Here is a 21,000-nt window from a genome sequence, read left to right on the forward strand (position 1 = left end):
GCTATAACTGGCTGAATTGATTCGGCTTACTGTTATTATACGATAAAACTTTTACCGAATGCTTAAATTATTAACTTTCTTTGATAAAGGTAAAATTTAGTATAAATATTACAAATGCTATCATTAAAATAATTAAATAAAAAAATGTCTAATCATTATGTTAATAAAATATATATTTAGCGGATAATTCAGTTATCTTAATAGATAGTTTAATTTTTTTATACTATAAATATATAGATTACTTTTCTTAAACTAACGCTATCAATAAAACGCTTTTTATGTCTTTTTAGCATACCTAACTTTATCTATAAAAAATTTTAACTTTTAATTAAAAACTATCCGATTAATTTACACCTCCGATTTGCACTTCATCTAAAATATTCCTTATAAGTCAGTTAGTTCCATCGAAAAACGCATATATAAACTTAACACCACTAGTGTACAAAAAATTATAGAGAAGGCAAAATATAACAGGCATTATTACCCATAGTGGAAATCGAAAAATAGTATCGCTAGATAGAAATATTTTAGTAATTTTAAATATAGGATCTGCGAGTAAATGAAATAATGGAGAAAAAATGTTAGAAATATTCGATGTGAACTACAACCTTTTGACTGAAAAAAAATCAAAAGAATTATTTACGTTAAGAAAAGAAACATTTAAAGATCGCCTTAACTGGGCAGTTAATTGTATTAATGGCATGGAGTTTGATGAATATGATAATGACAAGGCTAACTATCTATTTGGCGTAAGAAGTAACACCATTATCTGTAGTGTTAGATTTATTGAAATGCAATTTCCTAATATGATCACAGGCACATTTGCCCCTTTTTTTAAGCATCTCAACCTCCCTAAAGGAAACTATATTGAATCAAGCCGCTTTTTTGTGGCCAAAGACCGAACAAAAGAACTAAATTGCGACAAATATCCTGTCTTTTTTATACTATGTTTAGCGATGATTAATTATGCGCAAAAAGGCGATTATGATGGGATTCTAACTATTATCAGCCATGGTATGTTAAAAGTAGTAGAGCGATCCGGTTGGGAAGTTTCGATCATCGAACAAGGTTTATCAGAGAAAAATGAAAAAGTGTATCTACTGCTTTTGCCTATAGATTCTAAAAATCAAAATAAGTTAATTGGAAGAATAAGGAGGCATTATGACAGACTTGTTAATAATAATTTAAAAAAATGGCCATTGATATATCCGTCATTCGGAGATAGGCTTAATGAGTTGTAATTCGACACCTAGTCTTATTGCATGCTTAGCATTCATAACGCCTAATTTTTTCACAACACTGCCAATATGAAATTTTACTGTACCCAATTTTATACCTAGTATGGTTGCAATTTCCGAGTAAGTTTTTCCCATACTAGCCCAATATAAAATTTCATTTTCGCGTGGTGAAAAACAATCTTTTCCTCTTGCTGGGTTTTGATAGTTTCGTATAATCATCTCTCGATACAGAGAGGTGATTTTTTCATGAACATCAAGAAGAAGCATATGCAAATCATTTTTATGCTCTTTTATCTTTTTTTCTATTTCCACAACTTCCGAACTGAGCATCACAATTGATAACATAGCAAGGTGATTATTATAATCGTGTAATACAAAAGTATAGCCATTTACAACATTATAATTTTTTGAAACATTGAAAATTTTGGAGAAATCAATATTAGAATTAACAGACAAACTTTTATCCCACTCAAAAGGAGAAACTCTATTAAGAGCAAAGATAACAACGGGATCTATTTGTTGATAATTCCTTTCCTTATATATATCAACCCACTTATCTGGATAATTTGTTATCGCATACATTTCCGCTGGATTTCTTTTATTCAGGATTATATATGCATACCTAAATTTCCCAAAAACAGCTAATTCTTTATCTAAGTAGTTTTTTATTACATTATTTATCGTATCATTATCAAAAAACGCCTTTAACATCCAGTAATTCCCCCCAAATGCATAATAACTTCCGTGTCAGGGCAAAAGTATAGTACAAAACTAGACTTTTGTCTAACTACAATCGAAGCATAAAAAAAGGTAAAGTCGCTATTAGATTTATATAAAAGCAATAAAAAAACCTGACCTCATGTAAGGTCAGGCTGCCAAGTTGGCCAACACCAGGAAATTTATTTCTCAATATCATAAAGCCATATAGTCAGCAGAAGCAAGATGTCTCTGCTGGCTTTATAGTTTTTTTCATCATAATTTGCCACTAATAACTCATTTTTTCTTCGAAAAACTTTAATTTTTACTTATATATCAACCTTAACAAAGAAATAAACTTTTGCTTACAAATTTATTTATAATTAAATCAATATATCGACTAATTAGCCATATTTCATTCTAAAAACCAGTTTAATCTTATCTCAATTGCTCTATAACACGAGTTTCGCACAGGCATATAAAATTCCAGAAATGGCTTAAAAGCAATGGTTAATTTGCAAGTTACTAAAAAGTATAAATTTATTTAAATTACAATAACTTGCTTTTAATTTATAAGATTTTGTCTATTTATATATTATGCTGAATTAAACTTAAAAATAGAGCGTTTTTTTATTGGTGCGAAACTCGTGATTTAGTTATATATTGAACATCCTACATATTAAAATTATCTAAGAATTTTACGATATAAAAACATTATGAATGGTTTATTCTTTATGAAAATAAATGCGCTAAATAAGCAACATTTTTTCGATAGATGCTTATCATGATTGAATTTTTCAATGTTCTGTCACTAATTAACAATATCTGTTTTAAAAAACAACACCATAGCAACACAAGTGCGTTATTTAGCCACGCTAACAATTTTAAAAAATACCTTAACTTAATAAACTAGTATGATTTTCAGTACTGAATAGTGGCTTACTACTAACATTATTTGATTATATTTTTACTAAGCTAATTTTTGGTTAACTATATGAAAAGTAATGATTATTCAACCAATTGGATCGATACGATTTACTAACTCACCTAACTGCTGCGCTAACTGATCAACAGTTTTTTCTCCGGTAGCAGCTTCTACCGTTAAATTTTCCAAAGTATTGTCGTTATCTCGGATATTGATACCATTGCGGTAGAGGAAAGTCATGGTAACAAAAAACGCGGTACGCTTATTGCCATCATTAAAAATGTGACCTCTGGCGATAGCCAGCCATTGAATTACGGTAAACTCCATTGACCCCATGTGATCTAATATCCGATGTGATTTTTTTAATTCCTTTCGCTGATGGACTGCTTTCTGCTCTAGCCCACCATACAAACCTTGATAACCGTGATTTTGGAAAATAGTAAAATCAATATTTACTTCTCCACCTACTCGCTGAACTGTTTCAACTAACAGCTTGTTATACTCTTTTAGTTCATTACGTAGAAATAGTCTTTTTTCATCTTCTTCAGTGGTTAAAATGCCTCATCATCTGCGAGCTCTTGTCGCCTAGTCGAAAAAATAGTTGCTGAATAGAGACTTGCATTTTTTGTCACGCTATAGACAATAAAAAGAGGTTTAACTTAGAAAATAACGGTTTGAAATGATCAACAAAGAGCGGTTGTTACGAGATAATCGTTTATGTAAAGCAATCATTGGATTATCAGTCGAAGAATTGAAAAATTTAGCCGCTGAATTTTCAGCTTGTTATTTGATTTATCGGAAAAAGAATCGAAAAGATCACGAGCGGCAGATGGGTGCAGGGCAGAAAGGATTTATCCCAACCCCATTAGATAAACTGCTTTTTATTTTATTGTATTTAAAATGTTATCCGACCTATGATTTGCAAGGACTTCTTTTTGGTTTAGATAGAACACGGGTATGTCGCTGGGTAAAAATATTATTGCCGGTTTTAGAGATGACCTTGGGGCGAGAATGTGTTTTGCCCGCTCGTCAAATTCGCTCTGCTGAGGAATTTTTTCGCGCCTTTCCTGGAGTTAAAGACGTCTTTATTGATGGGACAGAGCGACCTGTCCAAAAGCCTAAGAATCTGCGTCGGCGAAAAAAAATGTATTCGGGAAAGAAAAGACAGACCACTCGAAAAGGGCTTATTATGACTGACGAAACGAGGAAAATTGGATTTATCCCCATGATCAAAAATGGGCGCCGTCACGATAAACGCTTACTCGATAAAGTCGATATAATTCGCCATATTCCCCCTGAGGTAACCATCTGGGCCGATACCGGTTTTCAAGGTATAGATAAACAGCATCCTAATACACAAATCCCAAAAAAAGGAACTCGAAAAAGACCTTTATCGCCTGAACAAAAACAAGAAAATAAAATAATCTCGGGCATCCGTATTACGGTTGAACACGCCATCGCGGGTATCAAGCGCCTCGGTTGTATGACCCAAATTTTACGGAATCGTAGACCCTTTATTGATGATACCTTTTTACTCCTTAGTGCCGGTCTTTGGAATTTCCATCTCAGAACAGCCTAAAATTTACTTCAATCACCGAAATACCCTTATTTCACTATTAAGCAACACGCTTGAAACCGCAAAATATGTTTGTCCTGCCGCTATAGCTAGGCGACTTAATTTTGATTACAAGGTGTGTTATGAGTTATACAATTGATTTTCGACGTAAAGTAATATCTGTAAGGAAAGCCGAAGGTTTAACAATTCGAGAAACTGCGAAACAATTCCGTATTGGAAAAGCGTCTTTAGTACGTTGGCTTAAACGACCAGAGCCAAAAAATTCAACGCCACGTAAGAGGAAGCTCGATAAAAATGCTTTAGCAAAAGATGTGGAACAGTATCCAGATGCTTACCAAAAGGAACGGGCAGAGCGATTCGGTGTTTGTAAAAAGACTATTTGGCAATCCCTTAAAAAGCTGGGATTAACCTATAAAAAAAACTCTATTCCATCCAAAAACCAACGAAAGCGACAGGCTGGCACATCAGCAAAAAAGACAACAGTATGAAAAAAAAGATAAATCTGTTGTTTTTATTGATGAAAGTGGTTTTTCACATGACACTCCACGAACTCACGGCTATTCCCCAAAAGGTCACCGTTGTTTTGGCCTGAAAAACTGGGGTGCTAAGGGAAGAACAAATGTTATTGGCGCTTTATTGGGAACAACCCTTTTTGCTATCGGATTATTTGATTGCAATATTAATCGTGATGTTTTTTATGTTTGGATCACAAAAATATTGCTCCCAGAACTTCCTGAAAATTCTGTTATTTTTATGGACAACGCTAGCTTTCACAAAGGTAAGAATATTGAACAGGCAATTATAAACGCAGGACACCAGATAGAATATTTGCCTGTGTATTCACCAGATTTAAATCCTATAGAACATAAATGGTCTCAAGCTAAACGTAAAAAGATGGAAACAGGATGCACTATCGATGACCTGTTTTTAATACATATGCTGTAATCAAAATTAAGTCGCCTAGCTATACCAGGAAGCCGCGAAAGGCATGAACGTCAGTCTTTCAGCGATTAGCCGGTGGGTAAGAGCCCTTCGTTTAGAACGTCAAGGGAAAACATCGCCTGGTCTGCCATTAACACCTGAACAAATTGAGTTCAGAGAAATGAAGAAAAAAATCCACCGGCTGGAAATGGAGAATGACATCTTAAAAAAGGCTACTGCGCTCTTAATGTCCGACTCACTGAAAAATTTTCGGTAGTTGAAAAGCTAAGAGTGCTTTATCCGGTGAAAACTTTGTGTCGTATTTTTAATGTTCACCGAAGCAGTTATCGCTATTGGTGTCGGCCTAAGGAGCCAGATATTGAGCGGACGATAAAACGTAGCCTAGTCAGCGAAGCGTGTAACGTTAGTGGCGGCTCTGCTGGCGCAAGGACTATCGCCACGATGGTTACCAATACACACAACAAGCATGTTGCTCAATAGTGAAATAAAGTTGCTTAAAATAAAAACAAGTTAGATACATCTAAAAAATACAAAAATAGTTTATTTTTTAATCTTACATAGGTTATTTTTAATGCAAAAATTGATGATTTTATCATCATCGGCTGGTTTTTTTGTAAGTCATAATTAATTTTGCTATTGAGCAACAGGCTTAACGTGAAACTTGGGCGGTGGTTAGCGGGTAAGTTGATGAAAGAATTAATCATCGTCAGTTGCCAAGAGCGAAAACATAAATACAACAGCGGTGGAAATGAACGTATTGATATTCCAAATCTGCTCAATAGGCAGTTCGCTGTTACAAAGCCTGACCAGGTTTGGTGCGGCGATGTAACCTATATTTGGACAGGCTCACGATGGGCCTATCTGGCTGTGGTATTGGATTTGTTTGCCCGAAAACCGGTGGGCTGGGCAATGTCATTTGCACCAGACTCAGAATTAACCGCCAAAGCACTACAAATGGCTTGGGAACTGCGTGGGCATCCCAAACAGGTGATGTTCCATAGTGATCAGGGAAGTCATTATACCAGTCGTCAGTATAGGCAGGCATTGTGGCGTTATCAGATGACCCAAAGTATCAGTCGCAGAGGGAATTGTTGGGATAATAGTCCGATGGAACGATTCTTCCGTAGTCTGAAGACCGAATGGGTGCCAACGACTGGCTACCAAAGCTTTAGTACTGCTCAGTCAGCCATTATTCGCTACATAACCCACTACTATAGCGATATAAGACCTCACTGGTATAAGGGTGGATTAACGCCAAACGAATCAGAGCGACTGTTCCGTGAACAGTCAGGTAGGGTGGCCAATTTTAGTTGACCACTACACTGGATACTGTTCCACATCTTTTGCTAAAGCATTTTTATCGAGCTTCCTCTTACGTGGCGTTGAATTTTTTGGCTCTGGTCGTTTAAGCCAACGTACTAAAGACGCTTTTCCAATACGGAATTGTTTCGCAGTTTCTCGAATTGTTAAACCTTCGGCTTTCCTTACAGATATTACTTTACGTCGAAAATCAATTGTATAACTCATAACACACCTTGTAATCAAAATTAAGTCGCCTAGCTATAACAAGTTCCTGGTAGCGATAAAACGTATCTCGGGATACCCCCATAATCTTACAGGCCTTTGAGACGTTATTAAGCTCTTCAGCGAGGTTAAGTAACCCGACTTTATGTTTGATGATAGGATTATTTGTTTGATACATAGAATTACCTTTTATTTAATTATTTAATGATGTTAATTAAAACCGGTAACGCTCTTTTTTAAATCAGAATTGTCAGATTAAGTTAAGACTAATATACTTAATGATGATGCCCCATAAGCTAAAAGCTTTTCTCTAAGTTGAAGTGCATAATTTATTTCGTCCATATGTTTTTCCTGTCTATCTTCCTTCACGAGTTTTGCACCAATAAAAAAACGCCCTATTTTTAAGTTTAATTCAGCATAATATATAAATAGACAAAATCTTATAAATTAAAAGCAACTTATTGTAATTTAAACAAATTTATACGTTTTAGTAACTTGCAAATTAACCATTGCTTTTAAGCCATTTCTGGAATTTTATATGCCTGTGCGAAACTCATGTCCTTGTAGCTTTGACAGGTTACAGCATGCCAAAATATGGGCCAAAATTTTCTAGCGCAGTTGCGTAGCGTTTTGCAAAAAAGTTTTTTTTATAGATAAAAATTGATGGTATTCTCACCTAACACTTCAGCTTATGGTAATATCAGTAGACTCATCATTTGAATTTGGATATATATGATGGCAGAACTTGCAGGTAAACATATCGTACTTGGCATTAGTGGTGGTATTGCTGCTTATAAAACACCAGAATTAGTTCGTCGTTTGCGTGACCATGGTGCAATTGTACGTGTGGTAATGACGAATGCCGCCAAATCTTTCATTACACCGTTGACGCTACAGGCTGTTTCGGGCTATCCAGTTGCTGATGATTTATTGGATCCTGCCGCAGAGGCTGCAATGGGTCATATTGAATTAGCTAAATGGGCAGATTCAATTATTTTAGCGCCTGCAACTGCAGATTTGCTTGCTCGTTTATCCGTTGGTATGGCGAATGATTTATTAACAACGGTCTGTTTAGCTTCAGAGGCAAAAATAGCTGTCGTACCGGCAATGAATCAGCAGATGTATCGCGCTAATATTACTCAGCAAAATATTGCAATACTTAAAGAACGCCATGTTTTAGTTTGGGGTCCAGATGAAGGTAGTCAAGCTTGTGGTGATGTTGGCACTGGTCGAATGTTAGAGCCATTAGCTATTGTTGAGTTAGCTAAGAATAGTTTTCAGCATAAGCTAGATATGGTAAACCTGCATTTGGCAACTACTGCTGGGCCAACACAAGAAGAAATTGATCCCGTTCGTTTTGTGACTAATCATAGTTCGGGAAAAATGGGTTTCGCGATAGCACAAGCTGCTGCAGAACGAGGGGCTAATGTAACACTTATTACCGGTCCAGTTAATTTACCAACACCAGCAGGCGTTAAACGTATTAATGTTGTCAGTGCGTTGGAGATGTATAGTCAAGTACATAATATAATTGATAAGCAAGAAATTTTTATTGGATGTGCCGCAGTTGCTGATTATCGACCAAAAGAGTTTACAAAAGAAAAAATTAAAAAGCAGGCAGATGAAATTACTCTGACATTGGTAAAAAATCCTGATATTGTGGCAAGTGTTGGTAAATTGACTAAAAATCGTCCTTATGTCGTTGGATTTGCAGCAGAGACACAAAATGTGGAAGAATATGCCCGTAATAAGCGTACCCAAAAAAATCTGGATCTTATTTGTGCAAATGATGTTTCATTAGCTGATCATGGATTTAATTCAGAAAGCAATGCCTTGAATTTATTTTGGGAAGATAAAGAGATACATTTACCACATAGCCATAAATTAGAGCTTGGTCACCGTTTACTCGATGAGATACTTCAACGTTATGAAGAAAAAAATAGACATTAAAATTCTTGATCCTCGTGTAGGAAATAAATTTCCGTTGCCAACTTATGCGACAGAAGGATCTGCTGGGTTAGATCTACGAGCTTGCTTAGATCAGGCTATTAAATTAGAACCAGGTCAAACTGAGCTATTACCTACAGGATTAGCAGTGCATATTGCAGATCAACAATTAGCTGCAGTCATTCTTCCTCGTTCAGGTTTAGGACATAAACATGGTGTTGTATTAGGAAATTTAGTCGGTTTAATCGATTCTGATTATCAAGGTGAATTGAAGGTTTCAGTCTGGAATCGTGGTGATACAAGTTTTACTATTGAACCAGGTGAGCGTATAGCACAAATGGTTTTTGTACCAATTGTTCAAGTTGAGTTTGATCTGGTACAAGATTTTGAAACGACAAAACGAGGTAGTGGTGGTTTTGGTCATTCAGGTCGTCAATGATAATCTTGTTATTTACAAAATATTATAAATTTGTTAAATTTTGTGCTTTATAAATGATGAAAGGCAAGGATTGAGTGGTCTGTTTTGTTGTTTTATCAGGGGTCTTGTTTCGCCATGGTAGGAAAAGAGATAACAAAGAAGAAAAACAGGCGTGAGGAAATCTTGCAGGTGCTTGCGCAAATGTTGGAAACGAGTGATGGTAGTCAACGCATTACCACAGCTAAGTTGGCAAGTCATGTTGGTGTATCTGAAGCAGCACTTTATCGGCATTTCCCTAGTAAGGGAAAAATGTTTGATAGCCTTATTGAATTTATTGAAAATTCTTTAATTTCACGGATTAATCTGATTCTGCAAGATGAAAAAGACACCATTAGGCGTATTCGGTTGATTTTAATGTTGATACTCGGTTTTGCGGAGAAAAATCCTGGATTGACACGAATAATGACGGCACATGCGTTGATGTTTGAGCAAGTTCAGTTACAAGATAGGATTAGCCAATTGTTTGAACGTATCGAAGCGCAATTTAGACAGGTTTTAAAGGAAAGAAAAATACGTGATAAGCAAAGTTTTAGTTATGATGAGAGTTTATTAGCATCTCAATTATTAGTGTTTTGTGAGGGTATGCTATCGCGTTTTGTACGTTCAGAATTTCGGTATTGCCCAACTAAAGAATTTGATGCACGCTGGCCTATGATCTTGGCGCAGTTGCAATAATTAATTGTACTACTCACTCCGCCTGATATTTGGGCGGAGTTTTTTTATGCTAGTAGGTTAATAAAATTGCTAATTTTTTTATTTGTTAAGAAGGAGTGATACCATAATTCTCACGATAAGCTTTCATCGTAGCTAAATGGGTTGACATATTCGGATTTTCACTTAGATAATTAATTAAATCATTCAAAGTAATAATAGAAAATACCTTGCATTTGAATTTTTTTTCGGTTTCTTGGACGGCGGATAGATTCTTTTCACCTTTCTCCTGACGATCTAGACTTAATATAACAGCACTAAGTTTAGCTTTATGTCGCTTAATTATTTCTGTAGATTCTTTGATTGCAGTTCCTGCTGTAATAACGTCGTCAACGATCACAACATTTCCTTTTAATGGGCTACCGACTAATTCTCCACCTTCCCCATGTTTTTTAACCTCTTTACGATTAAAACAGTAAGGCTTATTAAAGTGATAATGCTCAGATAGCGCAACTACTATTGTTGTTACGATCGGGATACCTTTATAGGCCGGACCAAAAATAATGTCACAAGCAGGATTATGATCCATAAACGCTTGGGCATAAAAATGACCGAGTGCAGCTAAATCTTTTCCTGTATTAAAGAGGCCAGCATTGAAAAAATAGGGGCTCTTACGACCAGATTTCAGCGTAAATTCACCAAATTCTAATGCTTTTTTTTTCATGGCGAGTTTAATAAATTCGCGCTGATAACTTTTCATTAAATTTTCCTCTTTAATTTATTCTCACTTTAATTAATAGCTATAAAAAGACCGTTAAACAGATGATTAAAATTTATTGTTCTAAATGCTTCTTTTTGGGCGGTAAAAATAATTTGTAAACCATTTTTTGCTAAAGAAAGCAGTGATAGCAGCTCTTCATGACTAAATGGCTCACCTTCGGCAGTACCTTGAATTTCGATCATTTTACCATTATCCATCATGACAACATTCATATCTGTTTCTGCGGCAGAGTCTTCAATATATTCTAGATCACAAATAGGTTTGCCATCCACTATGCAGACAGAAACCGCAGCAACCATCGATTTAAGTGGGCTTTTTTTCAATTTTCCTTCTGCGCCCATTTTATTTAATGTGTCAGTTAAAGCGACATAGGCACCAGAAATTGCAGCCGTACGAGTTCCCCCATCAGCCTGAATAACATCACAATCTAGTGTAATGGTATTTCACCTAATTGTTTTAAATCAACGGCGGCTCGCAGAGAACGGGCAATGAGGCGTTGTATCTCCATGGTGCGACCCGTTTGTTTGCCTTTTGCTGCTTCGCGTATATTACGAGAATTTGTTGTCCATGGTAGCATACCATATTCCGCTGTTATTCAACCTTGTGATTGGCCTTTTAAAAAGCGGGGAACGTCTTCTTCGATTGTGGCGTTACATAATACTTTGGTATCACCAAATCCAATCAGAACAGAGCCTTCGGCATGTTTAGTATATTGGCGGGTGATTTTTATTATAGGGCGCGCCTGATTAGTTTCATCTATTCTCTGGACGCACGGTGTTTTAAACAATGTTGGTGGCGCATTATACGTTCTTCGACATTGAATGCCTATCCTATGGTTTCACTCAAGGTTATAATTTAATTTTTATTTATAGGAACGAAATATGATCCATAGTATGACCGCTTTCGCACGACGAGATATAAAAAGTGAATGGGGAAATGCGGCTTGGGAGCTGCGTTCCGTTAACCAACGTTATCTTGAAACTCATATTCGCTTGCCGGAACAATTTAGAAGTCTGGAACCTATTATTCGTGAGCGTCTACGTGCCCGATTAACCCGAGGGAAAGTAGAGTGTAGTTTACGTTTTGAACTTAGCTCACACCAACTGAGTGAATTAGTGCTGAATGAAGAGTTAGCTAACCAATTGATTAGAACTGCTAACTGGGTAAAAAAGAGTAGTGGTGAAGGAGAAATTAATCCGTTAGAAATTCTTCGCTGGCCTGGTGTTATGTCGGCTCAAGAGCAGGATTTGGATGTTATTTGTACGCATTTACTTAAAGAATTAGAACTTGCTTTAGATGATTTTATTCTCAATCGGGAAAGCGAAGGGAAAATGCTAAAAATAATAATTGAGCAACGGCTAGATGTTGTTTGTCGGGAAATTCAAGCTGTTCGTTGTCAAATGCCTGAAATTTTAAAATGGCAACGTGAGCGTTTACAAACAAAATTAGAGGAGGTAGAAATTCAGATAGATAATAATCGATTAGAACAAGAGCTTATCATATTAGCGCAACGTATTGATGTTGCAGAAGAGCTTGATAGGCTGGATGCTCATGTCAAAGAAACACGTAATATTCTTAAAAAACAAGAAGCTGTTGGCCGTCGGTTAGATTTTATGATGCAGGAATTTAATCGTGAAGCAAATACCTTGGCCTCAAAGTCTATTAATAGCCAAGTGACTAATTCTGCTGTTGAATTAAAAGTATTAATAGAACAAATGCGTGAGCAGATCCAAAATATTGAATAGCAATTTATAGTGATTCACAACATATTATGAAACCAGAAGATACCTTGTATTGATGGGCTTTTTTACTATCATTGCAGAAGGGATCACAACAGTGCATGGTTGGGGTGCATCCAAAGCACTTTTATGGATACACCCACTACTTTACATTGCAAATTGCACAATGCCTAAATTTGCAGATAAAGAGGTAAGGGCGTGGATAAAGCCAGGTGAAAGGTTCGAAAGGAAAGCGGACGGCAACGGGCTTTATTTACGCTTTAGAAAAACTGACAGGATCCCGTCATGGCGTTCAGATATAATCACGAGTTTCGCACCAATAAAAAAACGCTCTATTTTTAAGTTTAATTCAGCATAATATATAAATAGACAAAATCTTATAAATTAAAAGCAACTTATTGTAATTTAAACAAATTTATACGTTTTAGTAACTTGCAAATTAACCATTGCTTTTAAGCCATTTCTGGAATTTTATATGCCTGTGCGAAACTCGTGCCAGAGCCCAGTTTAGCGGATAAAATTGTCACCGAAAAAATCGCTAATGCTTGCCGTTTGATAGATATAAAATTGCTTGACCATTTTGTCGTCACTCATAAAAAATGCCTTTCATTTGTCGAACTTGGCCTACTCTAGAACCATATTTTTGACTAATACACGAGTTTCGCACAAAACTAATTTGGGTACGCTAATAAAACACGGATATGCTCAGTAATAGCATTTTTGATTACGTCCCAATTTTGTTGATAAAGGGTTATTTTTTCAGATATACGACGTTTATGTTGTTCAAACCACGCAGAAATAGCGAGAAAAATATGATTTCTTTGCGCTCGGCTCGTGCGAGCCTGGCAGCGTTCAATACCACAATTTTAATTTCTCGATGATAAACTTCAACAGACCAACGGGCATCCATGATAGATTTGACGTATTCACGGGTGGGATTGTCTTTGTTTGTTACTATGTAATCAATACGGCCGTTTTTGGCTGTAAATTTGAAAACAGTCACCCAACCGTAGCCTCGTAAGTGTATTGGAGTTCCTTCTTCTGAGATGTCTAACTTGTTCAGTTGTTTGTTATGGTTACAATCCTGTTTTTCCTCAGCGTGGTTACCCAGACCCAACCATGAGAGCGAATTGATTTCAGATTATCCAGGCTAGAATACCAGGCATCCATCACTACCGCTTCTGGTATGATCCCTCTTTTTTTAGCAAGAGCGAGCATTTCGGAAAAGTGCGTGTTTTTTGTTTTTCCATCGGAATCTTTATCATAAATACGATAATCAATAGGAATTGATTCAACAGTTGTTAGATTATGCCAAAGTAAATTAACTAAACCTATGTCAGCAATAACATCATGTTCATTACCTGAATATTGATAATGGACCATCTCTATTTTTTTACTACGTGTTTTGGCAATCAATGTATCATCGGCAATTAGTACGCAAGGGCTTTTTTTGTCTAAATCACGAGTTTCGCACCAATAAAAAAACGCTCTATTTTTAAGTTTAATTCAGCATAATATATAAATAGACAAAATCTTATAAATTAAAAGCAACTTATTATAATTTAAACAAATTTATACGTTTTAGTAACTTGCAAATTAACCATTGTTTTTAAGCCATTTCTGGAATTTTATATGTCTGTGCGAAACTCGTGTAAATTAAGAAGGTTGAACTAATCGTCATAGGTCTTTAGGTCGAAAACATCTACTTTTTAGCCATCGGCTAACAGTGTCATGAGATAAAGGCGATGGGCTTACTTCTGATAACGCCAAACCAGAGTATCTTACACTGCTTACTTGTAAGAATGTTTTATAGATATTTTTAATGCATGGATAACCGGACAAAATATGAATACCCTAATTTTTTCTTGTTTTGAACTTTATACTTCTTTTTCGGAGATTGCGAAACTCGTGTAATAAATAGCAACTTTATTAGTTCTGGGCTTGAGTGAAAGCGCTAGAGGGCGTATACTACGCCACCTTTTAGGATCTCGGGTTTAACAAGAAGAGCCTATCTCAGTGAGTTTTACTGAAGTTAAGTTATTTTTTATATTAAGAAAATTTGCTGAGATAGGCTTCCAAGTCTGACGAAGCAGTCATTCCCGATATAAAGCTCGAGCTGATTAGATTTTTGGAGAAATAGACATGTCACGAGTCTGTCAAGTTACTGGTAAGCGCCCGATGAGTGGTAACAAACGCTCACACGCAATGAATGCAACTAAACACCGCTTTCTGCCAAACCTGCACTCTCACCGTTTCTGGGTTGAATCTGAGAAACGTTTCGTAAAGCTTCGTGTGTCAGCAAAAGGCATGCGTATAATCGATAAACAAGGGATCGACGCAGTTCTTGCTGAACTTCGCACCCGTGGTGAGAAATACTAAGGAGCGCTAAAGAATGGCTAAAGGTATTCGCAATAAAATTAAACTGGTTTCTTCTGAAGGTACAGGTCACTTCTATACTACAACGAAGAACAAACGTACTATGCCTGAAAAATTGGAAATGAAAAAATTCGATCCATTTGTTCGTAAGCATGTGATTTATAAAGAAGCTAAAATTAAATAACTTCTTAATAAAAAACCTAGCGCAAGCTGGGTTTTTAGTGCTTTTAAAACAATAAGTTATCTGTAACTCATTGTTTTTATTGACCCGTAAGTTAACCTGAGTTCGGGATAAGCATTATCAATTATGCTTGAAGATATGTTCCTGCCACCGGTATCTTTGGTTTAGATGGAATTAAACAATATGCAACCAGCCCTGCTAATAAATTCACTACAAAGTTAGCAGGAGAGCGGTGCCGCGTATGCTCTATCTGACAAAGATTTTTTAACTCATCAAATACCGTTTCAATGACAGAACGATGACGCAAGATGACTTTGTCGAAACAAGTCTGTTCAACAGGCTTCATTTTCTTCTTGATATCGTTATAAGGTTAATTCTCATTGTTTTCAGTTGCTGTTTCAGTGAAGCCGATAAATACCCTTTATCCGCATACAAATAACTAGAAAGATCTTTTTATCAGCTCAGATAATGGTTTCCGATCATCTGTGTTTCCTGGTGTAAGTCGAAAACTGAGTATTTCCCCCCAAATGATTGATAATTAGATGAAGTTTGAAACCAAAGAACCAACCTGTTGAGGTTTTTCCTCGTTCAGCTATCCCATCGAAGACTTTATGCCGGCGGATCCGTAAGTTATCACACACAGCTATCGGAGTAGAATCGGCAACCGACAGATCCGTGCACTTTCCCTTAATTGACTCAAACAGTGCCGTTAAAGCTAAGGCACTGCGCGGAAGTAACTCTACGCAGCGTGAATATGATGGCAAGTTAGGAAATTTCTTCCTGAGATATAAACGGACATGATAGAGATAAAATACCTTGAATTGTCTGAATCGGAGTTGATCACGAGTTTCGCACCAATAAAAAAACGCTCTATTTTTAAGTTTAATTCAGCATGATATATAAATAGACAAAATCTTATAAATTAAAAACAACTTATTGTAATTTAAACAAATTTATACGTTTTAGTAACTTGCAAATTAACCATTGCTTTTAAGCCATTTCTGGAATTTTATATGCCTGTGCGAAACTCGTGTGTTAGAGTATTTTAACGAAATATGCGCATTCAACTATTTGAATAGCAAGACTTTCACTTTATTTCTTATCCCGAACTCAGGTCAAATATGTTTTTTCTCAAGTAAAACACCGCATTCAATATGGTGGGTATAAGGAAATTGATCGAATAACGCTAATCGATCAATTTTATGAGTTTTATTGAGTATATTTAAATTGTGACAGAGTGTATTAGGATTACAGGATATATAGAGAATACGTGGATATTTTTGTACTAATTCAAGCGTTTTTTCATCTAAACCACAGCGAGGCGGATCGATCAAAATAGTCTCACATTTATAACTTGTTAAATTAACACCTTCAAGGCGTTTAAACTGACGTTCACCTCGTATTGCTTGGGTAAAATCTTCTGCTGACATTCGAATAATTTTTACATTATTAATTTTATTAGCTTCAATATTATATTGAGCCGCTGCTACTGATGGTTTTGCAATCTCGGTTGCCAGAACACGATTAAAATTTTGTGCTAGTGCGATAGAAAAATTACCGTTTCCACAATAAAGCTCCAGTAAATCGCCTTTTGTGTTTTTAGTAATATTAATCGCCCATTCTAACATTTTGATATTTATTCTGGCGTTGGGCTGGGTAAAACTATTTTCAATTTGGCGATAGATAATTGACTTACCTGCAATAGGTAATACCTCATCAATATGATCCTGTTCTAATATAATTTTTGTTTTTGCCGCTCGTCCAATAAGTTGTATATCAAAACCTTGATTAATTAGAGCGGTACGTAATTGTTTAGCTTGTTCAATCCATTCTTCTTCCAATTTTTTATGGTAAATTAATGAAACAATAATCTTATTACTTAATGTTGATAGATAATCTACTTGGAAGAGTTTATAACGTAAAAGCGGTATAGTTTTAATTAATGGAATTAAAGTAAGCATCATTTGATTAATTAATTTACAAGCGCTAGGTAATTGATCAATTCTTATATGTTGTTTAGTCGTTTGATTAAACATTATATGAAATAAATCTTGTCCTTCATGCCAGAGGCGAAATTCAGCGCGCATTCTATAATGGGAAAAATCAGAACGAAAAATTTCTGGCTTAGGTGAATTAAACGGCAGTATAATACTGTTTAAATATTTGATTTTTTCAGCTAACTGCAAGTTATATTGGGTAATTGACAAATTATTTAGCATGTATTCAGATTCATCTTGATAAAAAATTTTCTATCGTGAGATTGTAGGGAAAAAGAAAGAGAAGTCTAGCTTTGGTGCACGATTTATAGATAGTAATTACAAAGGTTTTTTTAAAGCCTACTTTTTTGAATATTGATAGTAAGAGTCGTAAAGTTTTAGTTCTTCGATATTGGACGGTAATGCAAAAATAAAAATACGTTATAATATTGTCTTAAAACAAGCGGACAATTATTACAACTACACAGGATTCATTCAATCTATTATTACTGTATAATTACTCATGACTATTTTTACTAACAATTCTCTTATCAGCATATTGTTCATTATTGTGATGAAATGAATGAAAAATGAAATAAAAAAAGTAACCTCTGCTCAGTCGAAAACGGCTCGGCCAACTATTCTAATTTTTGATTCTGGTGTTGGTGGGTTATCTGTTTACCGTGAAGTCAGACAGCTATTGCCAGATTTACACTGTATTTATGCTTTTGATAATGATGCTTTTCCTTATGGAGAGAAAAGTGCAGAATTTATTATTGAACGTATTATTCGCTTCATCGATCAAATTCAACAAAAACATGCGTTAGCAATAGCAATTATTGCTTGTAATACGGCAAGTACGGTCAGTTTGCCTGTTTTAAGAGCGCATTTCCAATTTCCAATTATTGGGGTTGTTCCCGCAATAAAACCAGCAACTAAATTAACACGTAATGGTGTTATTGGATTATTAGCAACTAAGGTAACTGTTAATGGAAATTATACTAGAGAACTGATCGACCGATTTGCCGTTGATTGTAAAGTTGAGATGATCGCTTCATCAGAATTAGTCGAATTAGCAGAAAAAAAACTTCATGGCCAGGTAATCTCAAAAGATGCGTTAGTGCGCATTGTAAAACCGTGGTTAAAAATGAAAGAACCCCCTGACATCATTGTGCTCGGTTGTACACACTTTCCGTTATTATCGGTAGAACTAAAAGAAGTGCTGCTTGACGGAACCAGACTCATTGATTCAGGCGCTGCAATTGCCAGACGAGCGATTTGGTTAATCAATAACCATCAAAATTTGATTTTGACAAAAAGTAAAAATATCGCCTATTGCACTAAAATGGATGTTGAAGCTGAAAAGCTTATTCTTGTACTGATAAATGAAGGTTTTAATCGGTTAGAAAAAATTTCTATTTAAGCCGATTTGTTGAAATATAAACCAATTAGACAAATTTTTTAAATAACGGTTGCCAGCGGCTTAAAAGCGCCTATAATGCGCTCCTACTGGTTGAGAGTAAATAATTAGATTTTTAGTCAGTGAAGTGAAAAGAAAGTAGAAATAACTACTTCACGAGTTTCGCACAGGCATATAAAATTCCAGAAATGGCTTAAAAGCAATGGTTAATTTGCAAGTTACTAAAACGTATAAATTTGTTTAAATTACAATAAGTTGCTTTTAATTTATAAGATTTTGTCTATTTATATATTATGCTGAATTAAACTTAAAAATAGAGCGTTTTTTTATTGGTGCGAAACTCGTGTACTTGACTTTACAGGTGAAAAGCGTAATATACGCCACCTCGCGGTCTAGGTCGCACGCTCTTTAACAATTAATCAGACAATCTGTGTGGGCACTCGCAAGACATCATCAAAAAATATTTGATTTTAAAGTCTTGAAGAGTGACAAAACAGTTAATTCATATATGAACTAATATGCAGTAACGTTATTTTGGTAGGCAACGGCGAAGGTGGTAAAACATCGGCAAAGCGAGTTGAACAAAAGCGCGTTACGGTCAGTAAAGCATTCTTTGAGCATCAAGCTTTTAATTGAAGAGTTTGATCATGGCTCAGATTGAACGCTGGCGGCAGGCCTAACACATGCAAGTCGAGCGGCAGCGGAAGGAAGCTTGCTTCCTTGCCGGCGAGCGGCGGACGGGTGAGTAAGGTATGGGGATCTGGCCGAAGGCGGGGGATAACCACTGGAAACGGTGGCTAATACCGCATAATCTCTAAGGAGCAAAGTGGGGGACCATTATGGCCTCACACCTTCGGATGAACCCATATGAGATTAGCTAGTAGGTGGGGTAAAGGCTCACCTAGGCGACGATCTCTAGCTGGTCTGAGAGGATGATCAGCCACACTGGGACTGAGACACGGCCCAGACTCCTACGGGAGGCAGCAGTGGGGAATATTGCACAATGGGCGCAAGCCTGATGCAGCCATGCCGCGTGTATGAAGAAGGCCTTCGGGTTGTAAAGTACTTTCAGTCGTGAGGAAGGTGTTAAGGTTAATAGCCTTAGCAATTGACGTTAGCGACAGAAGAAGCACCGGCTAACTCCGTGCCAGCAGCCGCGGTAATACGGAGGGTGCGAGCGTTAATCGAAATTACTGGGCGTAAAGGGCACGCAGGCGGTTAATTAAGTTGGATGTGAAATCCCCGGGCTTAACCTGGGAATGGCATTCAAGACTGGTTAGCTAGAGTCTTGTAGAGGGGGGTAGAATTCCATGTGTAGCGGTGAAATGCGTAGAGATGTGGAGGAATACCGGTGGCGAAGGCGGCTCCCTGGACAAAGACTGACGCTCATGTGCGAAAGCGTGGGGAGCAAACAGGATTAGATACCCTGGTAGTCCACGCTGTAAACGATGTCGATTTGGAGGTTGTGGTCTAGAACTGTGGCCTCCGGAGCTAACGCGTTAAATCGACCGCCTGGGGAGTACGGCCGCAAGGTTAAAACTCAAATGAATTGACGGGGGCCCGCACAAGCGGTGGAGCATGTGGTTTAATTCGATGCAACGCGAAGAACCTTACCTACTCTTGACATCCAGCGAAGCCTTTAGAGATAGAGGTGTGCCTTCGGGAGCGCTGAGACAGGTGCTGCATGGCTGTCGTCAGCTCGTGTTGTGAAATGTTGGGTTAAGTCCCGCAACGAGCGCAACCCTTATCCTTTGTTGCCAGCGATTCGGTCGGGAACTCAAAGGAGACTGCCGGTGATAAACCGGAGGAAGGTGGGGATGACGTCAAGTCATCATGGCCCTTACGAGTAGGGCTACACACGTGCTACAATGGCGTATACAGAGAGAGGCGAGCCTGCGAGGGGAAGCGGAACTCAGAAAGTACGTCAAAGTCCGGATTGGAGTCTGCAACTCGACTCCATGAAGTCGGAATCGCTAGTAATCGCGGATCAGCATGTCGCGGTGAATACGTTCCCGGGCCTTGTACACACCGCCCGTCACACCATGGGAGTGGGTTGCAAAAGAAGTAGGTAGCTTAACCTTTTGGATGGCGCTTACCACTTTGTGATTCATGACTGGGGTGAAGTCGTAACAAGGTAACCGTAGGGGAACCTGCGGTTGGATCACCTCCTTACCTAGATAGATGGAATGTGAGTGTTCACACAGATTGTCTGATGAAGATTGAGCAGAAGGTATCATTAGGCTTGTAGCTCAGGTGGTTAGAGCGCACCCCTGATAAGGGTGAGGTCGGTGGTTCAAGTCCACTCAGGCCTACCAACATTGCTGATGGATGTGGCTGAAAGGTAAGGTTAGCAGGAAGGTGTAATGATACGACAATCTTAATGGGGCTATAGCTCAGCTGGGAGAGCGCCTGCTTTGCACGCAGGAGGTCAGCGGTTCGATCCCGCTTAGCTCCACCATATTGCAAGATAAAATATAGATAAAAAGTTATTCAGAGCAGGCTGGCAACAGTATGCTGCGAATAATAATGCTCTTTAACAATCTGGAACAA

Annotated in this window: 19 protein-coding genes, 2 tRNA genes, 1 rRNA gene and 7 pseudogenes; 19 read left to right on the forward strand and 10 right to left on the reverse strand. The window is 37.1% G+C overall.

The window, feature by feature from the left end:
- The first annotated feature begins 578 nt into the window (after nucleotides 1–578).
- Nucleotides 579–1,241: an acyl-homoserine-lactone synthase gene (locus AYJ55_RS04110; protein WP_063654423.1), complete on the forward strand. Its 663-nt coding sequence runs from the start codon at nucleotides 579–581 to the stop codon at nucleotides 1,239–1,241.
- Here the strand turns inward: AYJ55_RS04110 and AYJ55_RS04115 are convergent.
- Both AYJ55_RS04115 and AYJ55_RS35520 read right to left on the reverse strand, forming a co-directional pair.
- Nucleotides 1,212–1,949: a helix-turn-helix transcriptional regulator gene (locus tag AYJ55_RS04115; RefSeq protein ID WP_063654425.1), complete on the reverse strand. Its 738-nt coding sequence runs from the start codon at nucleotides 1,947–1,949 to the stop codon at nucleotides 1,212–1,214. The genes AYJ55_RS04110 and AYJ55_RS04115 overlap by 30 nt on opposite strands.
- Before the next feature lie 997 nt (nucleotides 1,950–2,946).
- Nucleotides 2,947–3,449 (reverse strand): annotated as a pseudogene (locus AYJ55_RS35520) (type II toxin-antitoxin system death-on-curing family toxin); the annotation flags it as partial.
- Nucleotides 3,450–3,538: 89 nt separating this feature from the next.
- Here AYJ55_RS35520 and AYJ55_RS04125 point away from each other — a divergent pair.
- From AYJ55_RS04125 to AYJ55_RS04150, 6 genes and pseudogenes are all read left to right on the forward strand, one after another.
- Nucleotides 3,539–4,438 (forward strand): transposase family protein, encoded by a 900-nt coding sequence (locus AYJ55_RS04125; RefSeq protein ID WP_063653812.1) that lies wholly within the window; start codon nucleotides 3,539–3,541, stop codon nucleotides 4,436–4,438.
- A 119-nt stretch (nucleotides 4,439–4,557) separates the two neighbouring features.
- Nucleotides 4,558–4,923 carry an IS630 transposase-related protein gene (locus AYJ55_RS04130; protein ID WP_063653415.1) on the forward strand — a complete coding sequence of 122 codons (366 nt, stop codon included), beginning with the start codon at nucleotides 4,558–4,560 and terminating at the stop codon, nucleotides 4,921–4,923.
- A complete protein-coding gene (locus AYJ55_RS04135) occupies nucleotides 4,892–5,380 on the forward strand; it encodes an IS630 family transposase (RefSeq protein ID WP_063653499.1) in 489 nt (162 codons plus the stop codon). The genes AYJ55_RS04130 and AYJ55_RS04135 overlap by 32 nt, the downstream gene beginning before the upstream one ends.
- 43 nt (nucleotides 5,381–5,423) lie before the next feature.
- A complete protein-coding gene (locus AYJ55_RS35525; RefSeq protein WP_162505487.1) occupies nucleotides 5,424–5,633 on the forward strand; it encodes a transposase in 210 nt (69 codons plus the stop codon).
- Between the two features lie 14 nt (nucleotides 5,634–5,647).
- The gene (locus AYJ55_RS35530) at nucleotides 5,648–5,857 is read left to right on the forward strand and encodes a hypothetical protein (RefSeq protein ID WP_187153166.1); all 210 of its coding nucleotides are present in this window, start codon (nucleotides 5,648–5,650) and stop codon (nucleotides 5,855–5,857) included.
- 153 nt (nucleotides 5,858–6,010) lie between these two features.
- Nucleotides 6,011–6,691 (forward strand): annotated as a pseudogene (locus tag AYJ55_RS04150) (IS3 family transposase); the annotation flags it as partial.
- Between the two features lie 3 nt (nucleotides 6,692–6,694).
- On the opposite strand, the gene AYJ55_RS04155 reads toward AYJ55_RS04150, so the two are convergent.
- The gene (locus tag AYJ55_RS04155) at nucleotides 6,695–6,904 is read right to left on the reverse strand and encodes an IS630 transposase-related protein (protein ID WP_063654431.1); all 210 of its coding nucleotides are present in this window, start codon (nucleotides 6,902–6,904) and stop codon (nucleotides 6,695–6,697) included.
- A gap of 37 nt (nucleotides 6,905–6,941) precedes the next feature.
- Nucleotides 6,942–7,079: pseudogene (locus AYJ55_RS04160) on the reverse strand (helix-turn-helix domain-containing protein); the annotation flags it as partial.
- Between the two features lie 557 nt (nucleotides 7,080–7,636).
- Between AYJ55_RS04160 and coaBC the strand changes: the two are divergent.
- The 3 genes from coaBC (at nucleotide 7,637) to slmA (ending at nucleotide 10,001) form a co-directional block, all read left to right on the forward strand.
- Complete coding sequence (gene coaBC / locus AYJ55_RS04165) at nucleotides 7,637–8,851, forward strand: bifunctional phosphopantothenoylcysteine decarboxylase/phosphopantothenate--cysteine ligase CoaBC (RefSeq protein WP_063654654.1); 1,215 nt, start codon at nucleotides 7,637–7,639, stop codon at nucleotides 8,849–8,851.
- Entirely contained in the window at nucleotides 8,829–9,287 is a 459-nt protein-coding gene (gene dut, locus AYJ55_RS04170) for a dUTP diphosphatase (RefSeq protein WP_063654435.1), read from the forward strand. Before coaBC ends, dut begins: the two co-directional genes overlap by 23 nt.
- A 114-nt stretch (nucleotides 9,288–9,401) precedes the next feature.
- Nucleotides 9,402–10,001 (forward strand): nucleoid occlusion factor SlmA, encoded by a 600-nt coding sequence (gene slmA, locus AYJ55_RS04175; protein WP_063654436.1) that lies wholly within the window; start codon nucleotides 9,402–9,404, stop codon nucleotides 9,999–10,001.
- An 85-nt stretch (nucleotides 10,002–10,086) separates the two neighbouring features.
- Here slmA and pyrE read toward each other — a convergent pair whose 3' ends face one another.
- Both pyrE and rph read right to left on the reverse strand, forming a co-directional pair.
- Nucleotides 10,087–10,737, reverse strand: a complete 651-nt coding sequence (gene pyrE / locus AYJ55_RS04180) for an orotate phosphoribosyltransferase (RefSeq protein WP_063654438.1) — start codon at nucleotides 10,735–10,737, stop codon at nucleotides 10,087–10,089.
- A 29-nt stretch (nucleotides 10,738–10,766) separates the two neighbouring features.
- Nucleotides 10,767–11,518, reverse strand: a pseudogene (rph, locus tag AYJ55_RS04185) (ribonuclease PH).
- Between the two features lie 121 nt (nucleotides 11,519–11,639).
- Between rph and AYJ55_RS04190 the strand changes: the two are divergent.
- The 3 genes and pseudogenes from AYJ55_RS04190 to AYJ55_RS28025 all read left to right on the forward strand — a co-directional run bounded on the left by AYJ55_RS04190 (nucleotide 11,640) and on the right by AYJ55_RS28025 (nucleotide 13,130).
- The gene (locus tag AYJ55_RS04190) at nucleotides 11,640–12,503 is read left to right on the forward strand and encodes a YicC/YloC family endoribonuclease (RefSeq protein WP_063654440.1); all 864 of its coding nucleotides are present in this window, start codon (nucleotides 11,640–11,642) and stop codon (nucleotides 12,501–12,503) included.
- A 160-nt stretch (nucleotides 12,504–12,663) separates the two neighbouring features.
- Nucleotides 12,664–12,789: pseudogene (locus AYJ55_RS31585) on the forward strand (tyrosine-type recombinase/integrase); the annotation flags it as partial.
- Between the two features lie 200 nt (nucleotides 12,790–12,989).
- Nucleotides 12,990–13,130 (forward strand): JAB domain-containing protein, encoded by a 141-nt coding sequence (locus AYJ55_RS28025; RefSeq protein ID WP_425393772.1) that lies wholly within the window; start codon nucleotides 12,990–12,992, stop codon nucleotides 13,128–13,130.
- Between the two features lie 38 nt (nucleotides 13,131–13,168).
- Here AYJ55_RS28025 and AYJ55_RS35535 read toward each other — a convergent pair.
- Nucleotides 13,169–13,955 (reverse strand): annotated as a pseudogene (locus AYJ55_RS35535) (IS701 family transposase); the annotation flags it as partial.
- A gap of 219 nt (nucleotides 13,956–14,174) precedes the next feature.
- Entirely contained in the window at nucleotides 14,175–14,339 is a 165-nt protein-coding gene (locus AYJ55_RS30490; protein WP_187153167.1) for a hypothetical protein, read from the reverse strand.
- A gap of 300 nt (nucleotides 14,340–14,639) precedes the next feature.
- On the opposite strand from AYJ55_RS30490, the gene rpmB reads away from it, so the two are divergent.
- Complete coding sequence (gene rpmB, locus AYJ55_RS04210; protein WP_063654448.1) at nucleotides 14,640–14,876, forward strand: 50S ribosomal protein L28; 237 nt, start codon at nucleotides 14,640–14,642, stop codon at nucleotides 14,874–14,876.
- A gap of 13 nt (nucleotides 14,877–14,889) precedes the next feature.
- The gene (gene rpmG, locus AYJ55_RS04215; protein WP_063654450.1) at nucleotides 14,890–15,057 is read left to right on the forward strand and encodes a 50S ribosomal protein L33; all 168 of its coding nucleotides are present in this window, start codon (nucleotides 14,890–14,892) and stop codon (nucleotides 15,055–15,057) included.
- A 121-nt stretch (nucleotides 15,058–15,178) separates the two neighbouring features.
- Here rpmG and AYJ55_RS32615 read toward each other — a convergent pair.
- Both AYJ55_RS32615 and trmA read right to left on the reverse strand, forming a co-directional pair.
- Nucleotides 15,179–15,893, reverse strand: a pseudogene (locus AYJ55_RS32615) (IS982 family transposase); the annotation flags it as partial.
- 276 nt (nucleotides 15,894–16,169) lie between these two features.
- The gene (gene trmA / locus AYJ55_RS04225; protein ID WP_063654453.1) at nucleotides 16,170–17,273 is read right to left on the reverse strand and encodes a tRNA (uridine(54)-C5)-methyltransferase TrmA; all 1,104 of its coding nucleotides are present in this window, start codon (nucleotides 17,271–17,273) and stop codon (nucleotides 16,170–16,172) included.
- Nucleotides 17,274–17,613: 340 nt separating this feature from the next.
- Here trmA and murI point away from each other — a divergent pair, with 340 nt between their 5' ends.
- The 4 genes from murI to AYJ55_RS04245 all read left to right on the forward strand — a co-directional run bounded on the left by murI (nucleotide 17,614) and on the right by AYJ55_RS04245 (nucleotide 20,908).
- Nucleotides 17,614–18,453 carry a glutamate racemase gene (gene murI / locus AYJ55_RS04230; protein WP_063654455.1) on the forward strand — a complete coding sequence of 280 codons (840 nt, stop codon included), beginning with the start codon at nucleotides 17,614–17,616 and terminating at the stop codon, nucleotides 18,451–18,453.
- A 626-nt stretch (nucleotides 18,454–19,079) separates the two neighbouring features.
- A 16S ribosomal RNA gene (locus AYJ55_RS04235) occupies nucleotides 19,080–20,622 on the forward strand.
- Nucleotides 20,623–20,688: 66 nt separating this feature from the next.
- Nucleotides 20,689–20,765, forward strand: a tRNA-Ile gene (locus AYJ55_RS04240).
- 67 nt (nucleotides 20,766–20,832) lie between these two features.
- Nucleotides 20,833–20,908 (forward strand) — tRNA-Ala (locus tag AYJ55_RS04245).
- The last annotated feature ends 92 nt before the right edge of the window (nucleotides 20,909–21,000 follow it).

It is taken from the genome of Candidatus Arsenophonus triatominarum, from assembly GCF_001640365.1.
Taxonomy (GTDB): Bacteria; Pseudomonadota; Gammaproteobacteria; order Enterobacterales; family Enterobacteriaceae; genus Arsenophonus; species Arsenophonus triatominarum.

What these genes read in the sequence shown, in the direction of transcription:
- rpmB (WP_063654448.1), top strand. Translation starts at nt 14,640, where the DNA reads ATGTCACGAGTCTGTCAAGTTACTGGTAAGCGCCCGATGAGTGGTAAC.
- slmA (WP_063654436.1), top strand. Translation starts at nt 9,402, where the DNA reads ATGGTAGGAAAAGAGATAACAAAGAAGAAAAACAGGCGTGAGGAAATC.
- coaBC (WP_063654654.1), top strand. Translation starts at nt 7,637, where the DNA reads ATGGCAGAACTTGCAGGTAAACATATCGTACTTGGCATTAGTGGTGGT.
- AYJ55_RS35525 (WP_162505487.1), top strand. Translation starts at nt 5,424, where the DNA reads ATGAACGTCAGTCTTTCAGCGATTAGCCGGTGGGTAAGAGCCCTTCGT.
- AYJ55_RS04110 (WP_063654423.1), top strand. Translation starts at nt 579, where the DNA reads ATGTTAGAAATATTCGATGTGAACTACAACCTTTTGACTGAAAAAAAA.
- AYJ55_RS04155 (WP_063654431.1), bottom strand. Translation starts at nt 6,904, where the DNA reads ATGAGTTATACAATTGATTTTCGACGTAAAGTAATATCTGTAAGGAAA.
- AYJ55_RS04125 (WP_063653812.1), top strand. Translation starts at nt 3,539, where the DNA reads ATGATCAACAAAGAGCGGTTGTTACGAGATAATCGTTTATGTAAAGCA.
- AYJ55_RS04115 (WP_063654425.1), bottom strand. Translation starts at nt 1,949, where the DNA reads ATGTTAAAGGCGTTTTTTGATAATGATACGATAAATAATGTAATAAAA.
- dut (WP_063654435.1), top strand. Translation starts at nt 8,829, where the DNA reads ATGAAGAAAAAAATAGACATTAAAATTCTTGATCCTCGTGTAGGAAAT.
- murI (WP_063654455.1), top strand. Translation starts at nt 17,614, where the DNA reads ATGAAAAATGAAATAAAAAAAGTAACCTCTGCTCAGTCGAAAACGGCT.
- pyrE (WP_063654438.1), bottom strand. Translation starts at nt 10,737, where the DNA reads ATGAAAAGTTATCAGCGCGAATTTATTAAACTCGCCATGAAAAAAAAA.
- AYJ55_RS04190 (WP_063654440.1), top strand. Translation starts at nt 11,640, where the DNA reads ATGATCCATAGTATGACCGCTTTCGCACGACGAGATATAAAAAGTGAA.
- trmA (WP_063654453.1), bottom strand. Translation starts at nt 17,273, where the DNA reads ATGCTAAATAATTTGTCAATTACCCAATATAACTTGCAGTTAGCTGAA.
- rpmG (WP_063654450.1), top strand. Translation starts at nt 14,890, where the DNA reads ATGGCTAAAGGTATTCGCAATAAAATTAAACTGGTTTCTTCTGAAGGT.
- AYJ55_RS04130 (WP_063653415.1), top strand. Translation starts at nt 4,558, where the DNA reads ATGAGTTATACAATTGATTTTCGACGTAAAGTAATATCTGTAAGGAAA.